Here is a 5,622-nt window from a genome sequence, read left to right on the forward strand (position 1 = left end):
GTGGGTCCTCGGCTGGGAACGCAACGGCTGGAAGACCGCCGCGAAACAGCCGGTGAAGAACGTCGACCTCTGGAAGCGACTCCAGCTGGCCTGCGCGCGGCACCAGGTCGAGTGGTTCTGGGTGAAGGGGCACGCGGGTGTCGCCGACAACGAGTTGGCCGACGAGCTGGCGACCAGGGGTATGCAGGAGGCGATCTGCGCGTCCGGATGATCGCCGCGCTGGCCGGCGTAGTGACGAACTCACCCGCCTCAGCCTGGGAGCTGAGCCAGCCAATCCGATTCTCCGTCGACCGGCTGGCCATTGATCACGACGAGCGGGACTCCCGGCTTGGGAAACTGGTGCAGGACGGTGAGGTTGTTGGCCGCGACGGCATGCGGGTCGTAGCCGATCGGCAGGCCGACTCTGATGAGATCCTGAGCCGGCTGGGGCGCGCCGACGCGATTGGCCAAGTCGGCCAGCTGATCGTTGCTCAGATCGGTCGGCCCCTTCTCCTTGGGCTGCTGGTCTGCCGAATAGATCGACTGAACGAAGCGCCACGTGATGTCACTCGATCGCGACTGGTCGGCTACCACGTAGGCCGCATAGATCGCCCGGCTGTCGTAAGTGCCGCTGGCGGAGTACTTGTCGAGGAAGTCCACGAATCGCAGGTTGACGCGTAGCGTGCCGGCCTCCACGCGCTTGCCGATCTCGCCGCCCTGAGCCCGCACCATCTTGCCGCTGAACGGGCACAGCGGATCCACGTACAGATCGATCTGCCCGAGTGCATCGGGGTCGCCTATCGAGATGGCATCGCCAACCGGTGCCGCCACGGCCGCATGCGCCACGCCGGCGGTCGGTCCACACATCAGCAGCGCAACCATCACGCCAAGGACCGCGCCGAGGGTACTAAGCGGCCGCTTCGCCGATCTCACATTCATGACCCCATCATGCCGTGCGGCCCGATGACGATGACGATGGTCCACGACGTACCGAGGTCATCGACACTCGGCGGGTTTGCCTCCTAGGAGCCGAGCAGGAGCGCAGCAGTCACCAGCATGACGACGGCGGTGAGGCCGTGGACCCCCCAGGCGATTGACTTGGAGCCGCCGTTGCGGAGCACGATGGCCGCGTCGGCGACCGGAATGATGGTGGCGGCCAAGATGACCCAACCCAGCAGCTGCGTCGCGCCCGCAACCATCAGGATGATGACGAACAGCCCCGATGCGATGTCGCGGACGCCCTTGACGCTCAAATACGCACCGGCATTTGGCTGGTCGGGATCTGACAGCACACCGTAACCGGCGGCGGCGACGCGCGGCGCGACGATGAAGCGTGCGCCGATGAAGATGATGGCTGCGGCGATGAGTCCGGCGAGCACGTAGGCGACGGTGGTGACGGTCATGTCGAGCACTCCTGATGTGTTAGTGGATCGGTGAGAATGAGGTCGGGGCGAGCAGTGCCGACTGAACGTCGACGATCTCGTTGACGTCGAAACTGGCCAGGTCGGCGGCGAATTCCGGGCTGGCCATGATGTGTCGCGTGAGTCGTTCGGAGTCGCCGCCCGGTGGGTACCGGATCAGCGCGACGAGTCGATTCGCGCCGCCGCTTGGTTCTGTCCACACATCGAGGGTTGTGGCATGTCAGCTCACCAGCACCAGGCACAGGGCGGCCACTGCCAGACCTTGCAACAGCGCGCGGGCGCCGATGATGCGGTCCCACTTCGCCTGCAGCACACGCCCGTTCGGTAGCGACTGGCCGGCGTCGGCGGCCGCAATCAGTTGTCGATTGATGGGTGCGCTCACCTGCGTATAGAGCACGAGCCAGACCAACAGCGCGACCAGGGCGACGCCCGCCGCGATGGCCTGACTCCAGTGCGCACTGACCGCGGCAACCACCGCGGCTATCGCGGTGGCAACTACCCCGAGCACTCCAGGCACCGGCATGCGCCGGTCTCCGTATCGATGCACGCTCCCCGTGACCGCGACCAAGGCATCGTCGTCGATCGACGCCAAGGCCGGTCGCAGCACGATCGCGCAGAACACGTCGGTGCCGTAGACCACCGCGGTACCCAGCACCGCGATCAGTGCGGCGGCGCGGGTGACGAGGTCGAAGTCCATGTCGAGGCTCCCTTCAGAAGTAAGTGCTAGCGACGCTAACCCTCGAACGTGCACGTGTCAATAGCAGTGCTAGCACTTCTAGCGGTGCTATCATCGAGTATGGCCACGAAGGATCGACGCGAGCGTGAACGCGCCGCCCGCCGACAGCTGATCGTCACGACGGCCCGCAAGCTGGCCGAGACCGAAGGCTGGGACGCCGTCACCACCCGTCGGCTGTCCACCGAGATCGAATACAGCCAGCCTGTCCTGTACAAGCACTTCGCCGGCATGGAACAGATCGCTGATGCCGTCGCCATCGACGGATTCGACGAGCTCACTGACGTGATTCGCACCGCCCGCTCCGGCAGCGGCGCGCCTAGCGACGTTCTGACGCGGATTGCACACGCCTATCTCGACTTCGCCCGTGACAACCCCGCGGTTTACGACGCGATGTTCACCCGCGCGACCGCCTTGCGCTTCGCCGCCCAAGACACACCGCCTCAGCTGTCGGCAGCCTTTGCCGAGCTGCACCAAGCAGTCGGCCTCGTCGCTGACGAGCAGGATGTGGACACGCTCACCGAGGTGGGGTTCGCCGCGTTGCACGGACTGGTCACCCTCAGCCGTGCCGGCCGACTACGACCTGGCTACGACGCGGAGCGGCTCCAACTGCTGGTCAATCAGTTCGCCAGCGGAGTTTGAGGCACCATCCCGGGCGGAAGGGCTGAAGCAGGCGATCGGCGCGGCCCCGCTGCCGAATTAACTCGCAAAACGCTGAACTGCACAAATAGCCGAATTCAGCGACTGGCTTTTTATTTTTTCTTGGGTATGGTCGGTGCCACGACAGGTTCCAAGAAAGGAAGTAAGAATGGCGACCAACTCCCATAATGGCGCTCTCAAGAAGCCTGCCATGACCCTGAAGGAACGCCGGACAGCCAAACGAGCCAAGGCTGAAGAAATCGCAGAGACAACGTATCGGCGCAAGAGGGCCAAACGCTGAGAACGGTCGCTACCAGGCACCAAACACGTCATCCGGTGCAAGCGCGATTACCGATCACGTCTGCACCGAATTCTGGCACCCCGATCACGCCTTCCGCGCACCTTTCCAATCAAGGTCGGGACACAGGCGCTCACGCGAATTCCATAAGGCGCGTAAAAAGTCTTTATCGAGCCGTATTTCGGCAGTCAAACTATTTATCGGCTGAGCGAAAACTTCAGCTCTCCGAGACTGCCCCCGAAAAGCAGCGAGGTTAGTCGTGACTATACGAGAAATCCGTGATCGGCCCGTGATCGTCCTCGGCCGGCAAACCGATTTGGCCGAGACGGTCGTTTCATCCCTGGGCAGCCACGGCAGCCCGGTTGTGCGCATCCCGCCGCAACAGCCCGACACCGCCGCAGACTCGATCATCGTCATGATCGATCAGGCTGCCGTGCACTCCATGTTCGCGGGGGCCCGCCGCGGCGCGTCCAGAGGACGGATGAGGGCCTACGAGAACACCGCCGCAGACTCGGCGGTCACGACTGCCCTCAAGGTGCGCGCCAAGCGACTGCTGGTCGTCTGCGATACCAGTCGGCTGTCCTTCGGACATCGCCTCCGCGCGATCAGCTGGGTACGAAATCTGCTGCGCCGCATCGCTTACGCGTGTGCGATCAACGGATTACCCGACCTGGCCACCCGATACACCCTGGTCGATACCGCCGACGATGCGCGCCGCACGACGGACGCTATCCTGTTGTGGCATCGCAAGAATGAATCGCCGGGCCCAAGGCCCCCTACCGCCGTCGGATGCGTCCGCCCCGGCGTCCTTTCCTCTGTCAGCGCCAGGCTGCGCGGCTAGTTCGAGTGTTCCCAGACAATTGGCCCGAGGAACACCTGATGCCACACCCGGCGGTACGGCGACATCCTGGACGCAGGTGATCCAGAGGCCGCAGCCCGGCTGCTGACGGCGGTGGCGGGCGCCGACCTCTTCACCAACTCCGAAATCGCCAGCCACCTGTTCATCAGTCCACGGACAGTGGAATGGCACCTGAGCAAGATCTTCACCAAACTCGGGGTGTCGTCCCGCCGGGAGTTGAGACAACGCGGATAACAGCGCCTACTCCCACACCACCTCGTCGGGACTCTTGTCCGGCCGCATGCCCCGCCAGCTCGGCTGCCGCAACCGACCGTCGGAGGTCCGTTCGCTGTAGCGCACCTCCCCGACCAGCTTCGGCCGCACGAAGGTGACGCCCTTGGCGTCGGGGCCGGTAAGCCTTGCGGTGAAGGGGGATTCGTCGGTGTGCAGCGGCGCGAGGGTCTTCTTGAGCTTGGCGAGGTCCTTGTCGGTGAACCCCGTGCCGACGCGACCGGCGAAGTGCAGGCCGTCATCCTCGGGCACGCCGACGAGGAGTGCGCCGATGCCGCTGGTGCGTCCGCCTTCGCCTGCCCGCCACCCGCCGATGATCACCTCCTGCGTCAGCCACAGCTTGTCCTTGATCCACGACGCCGACCGCCGCCCCGGCTGGTAGGTGGAGTCCCGCTTCTTGGCGACGACGCCCTCCCAGCGATGCTTCTGCGCGTACTCCAGCGCCTCGGGCCCGTCCCCGGGCAATTGGTCCGGAACGATGAGCCCGCCGCCGTCCGCCAAGACCTCGAGTACCTTACGGCGGTCGGAGTACTTGGCGCGCAACAGGGATCGGTCGTCGAGTGAGAGAACGTCGAAGGCCCAGAATTCGAGGTTCGCGCCGGCGCCGCGGTTCTGCATCGCGCCGAAGCTCGGCACCCCCGAATCGTCCAGCGCGACGATCTCCCCATCGAGCAGAACGTGGTGATCAGCGAGATCGGCTGCGAGCGAGTCGAGTTGGGGGAAGTCGGCGGTGACGTCGCGGCCACTGCGTGAGCGCAGGGTCAACGCGCCGTGATCGGCGTCGACCAGTAGTCGGTAGCCGTCCCACTTGCCCTCGAACGCCCACTGTCCGGCCTTGAGCTTGTCGACGGAGCCGTGCGACGCGAGCATCGGCGCCACGTCCGCAGGCGTCGACGTCGGCTGTTCCTTCATCCGGTGCGCCAGCCAGTTCTTGCCGTCGGTCTGGATCAGCGCGTAGCGGCCCGAGACCTTGGAGCCGTGCAGCATGACGATCACCTCCCCGCCCTTTGCCGGCCCGTCGGGTGGGTTGTCGCGGAACTTCTCCGCCTCATAGGTGCCGGAGTCCCAGACGATGACCTTCCCACCGCCGTACTCCCCCTGGGGAATCGAGCCCTCGAAGGTTGCGTACTCCAGGGGATGGTCCTCGGTGTGCACGGCAAGGCGATTCACCGACGTGGTCTCCGGAAGGTTCTTCGGGATCGCCCAGGACACCAACACCCCGTTGCGCTCCAAGCGGAAGTCGTAGTGCAATCGGGTGGCGTGGTGCTCCTGGATGACGAACGTGTCATCGTTGCCCGTGACGGGTGTATCGCGTGGCACCGGTTCGGGCGTCTTGCCCGCATCTCGCATCCCACGATAGGTGGTCAACTTGTCTGGCAGCGGGGCACTTTCGTCGATATCTGCGAGCAGGTCGCCGTCGGCC

9 protein-coding genes are annotated in these 5,622 nt (G+C 64.9%); 4 read left to right on the forward strand and 5 right to left on the reverse strand.

Annotation, left to right across the window (positions count from 1 at the left end; all coding sequences use genetic code 11):
- The coding region (locus ACRDUX_RS10380; RefSeq protein WP_526413567.1) for an RNase H family protein at positions 1-211 on the forward strand (211 nt) is incomplete at its 5' end.
- Between the two features lie 38 nt (positions 212-249).
- On the opposite strand, the gene ACRDUX_RS10385 is transcribed toward ACRDUX_RS10380, so the two are convergent.
- The 4 genes from ACRDUX_RS10385 to ACRDUX_RS10400 form a co-directional block, all read right to left on the reverse strand.
- Positions 250-912 carry a DsbA family protein gene (locus tag ACRDUX_RS10385; protein WP_526413583.1) on the reverse strand — a complete coding sequence of 221 codons (663 nt, stop codon included), beginning with the start codon at positions 910-912 and terminating at the stop codon, positions 250-252.
- An 89-nt stretch (positions 913-1,001) separates the two neighbouring features.
- Positions 1,002-1,382, reverse strand: a complete 381-nt coding sequence (locus ACRDUX_RS10390; RefSeq protein WP_526413569.1) for a DUF4267 domain-containing protein — start codon at positions 1,380-1,382, stop codon at positions 1,002-1,004.
- A gap of 19 nt (positions 1,383-1,401) precedes the next feature.
- Positions 1,402-1,602 carry an NIPSNAP family protein gene (locus tag ACRDUX_RS10395; RefSeq protein WP_526413571.1) on the reverse strand — a complete coding sequence of 67 codons (201 nt, stop codon included), beginning with the start codon at positions 1,600-1,602 and terminating at the stop codon, positions 1,402-1,404.
- Positions 1,603-1,620: 18 nt separating this feature from the next.
- Positions 1,621-2,097, reverse strand: a complete 477-nt coding sequence (locus ACRDUX_RS10400) for a DUF1772 domain-containing protein (protein WP_526413573.1) — start codon at positions 2,095-2,097, stop codon at positions 1,621-1,623.
- Between the two features lie 99 nt (positions 2,098-2,196).
- Between ACRDUX_RS10400 and ACRDUX_RS10405 the strand changes: the two genes are divergently transcribed.
- The 3 genes from ACRDUX_RS10405 (at position 2,197) to ACRDUX_RS10415 (ending at position 4,163) form a co-directional block, all read left to right on the forward strand.
- The gene (locus ACRDUX_RS10405) at positions 2,197-2,775 is read left to right on the forward strand and encodes a TetR/AcrR family transcriptional regulator (protein WP_526413575.1); all 579 of its coding nucleotides are present in this window, start codon (positions 2,197-2,199) and stop codon (positions 2,773-2,775) included.
- Positions 2,776-3,329: 554 nt separating this feature from the next.
- Positions 3,330-3,911: a hypothetical protein gene (locus tag ACRDUX_RS10410; protein ID WP_526413577.1), complete on the forward strand. Its 582-nt coding sequence runs from the start codon at positions 3,330-3,332 to the stop codon at positions 3,909-3,911.
- Positions 3,912-4,022: 111 nt separating this feature from the next.
- Positions 4,023-4,163, forward strand: a complete 141-nt coding sequence (locus tag ACRDUX_RS10415; protein ID WP_526413579.1) for a helix-turn-helix domain-containing protein — start codon at positions 4,023-4,025, stop codon at positions 4,161-4,163.
- A gap of 6 nt (positions 4,164-4,169) precedes the next feature.
- Here the strand turns inward: ACRDUX_RS10415 and ligD are convergent.
- Positions 4,170-5,622 (reverse strand): non-homologous end-joining DNA ligase (gene ligD / locus ACRDUX_RS10420; protein WP_526413581.1); only part of this gene is annotated, 1,453 nt, incomplete at its 5' end.

The organism is Mycobacterium sp. (assembly GCF_050701675.1).
Taxonomy (GTDB): Bacteria; Actinomycetota; Actinomycetes; order Mycobacteriales; family Mycobacteriaceae; genus Mycobacterium.

Coding starts and splice junctions, on each gene's coding strand:
- ACRDUX_RS10390 (WP_526413569.1), bottom strand. CDS start 1,382: ATGACCGTCACCACCGTCGCCTACGTGCTCGCCGGACTCATCGCCGCA.
- ACRDUX_RS10400 (WP_526413573.1), bottom strand. CDS start 2,097: ATGGACTTCGACCTCGTCACCCGCGCCGCCGCACTGATCGCGGTGCTG.
- ACRDUX_RS10405 (WP_526413575.1), top strand. CDS start 2,197: ATGGCCACGAAGGATCGACGCGAGCGTGAACGCGCCGCCCGCCGACAG.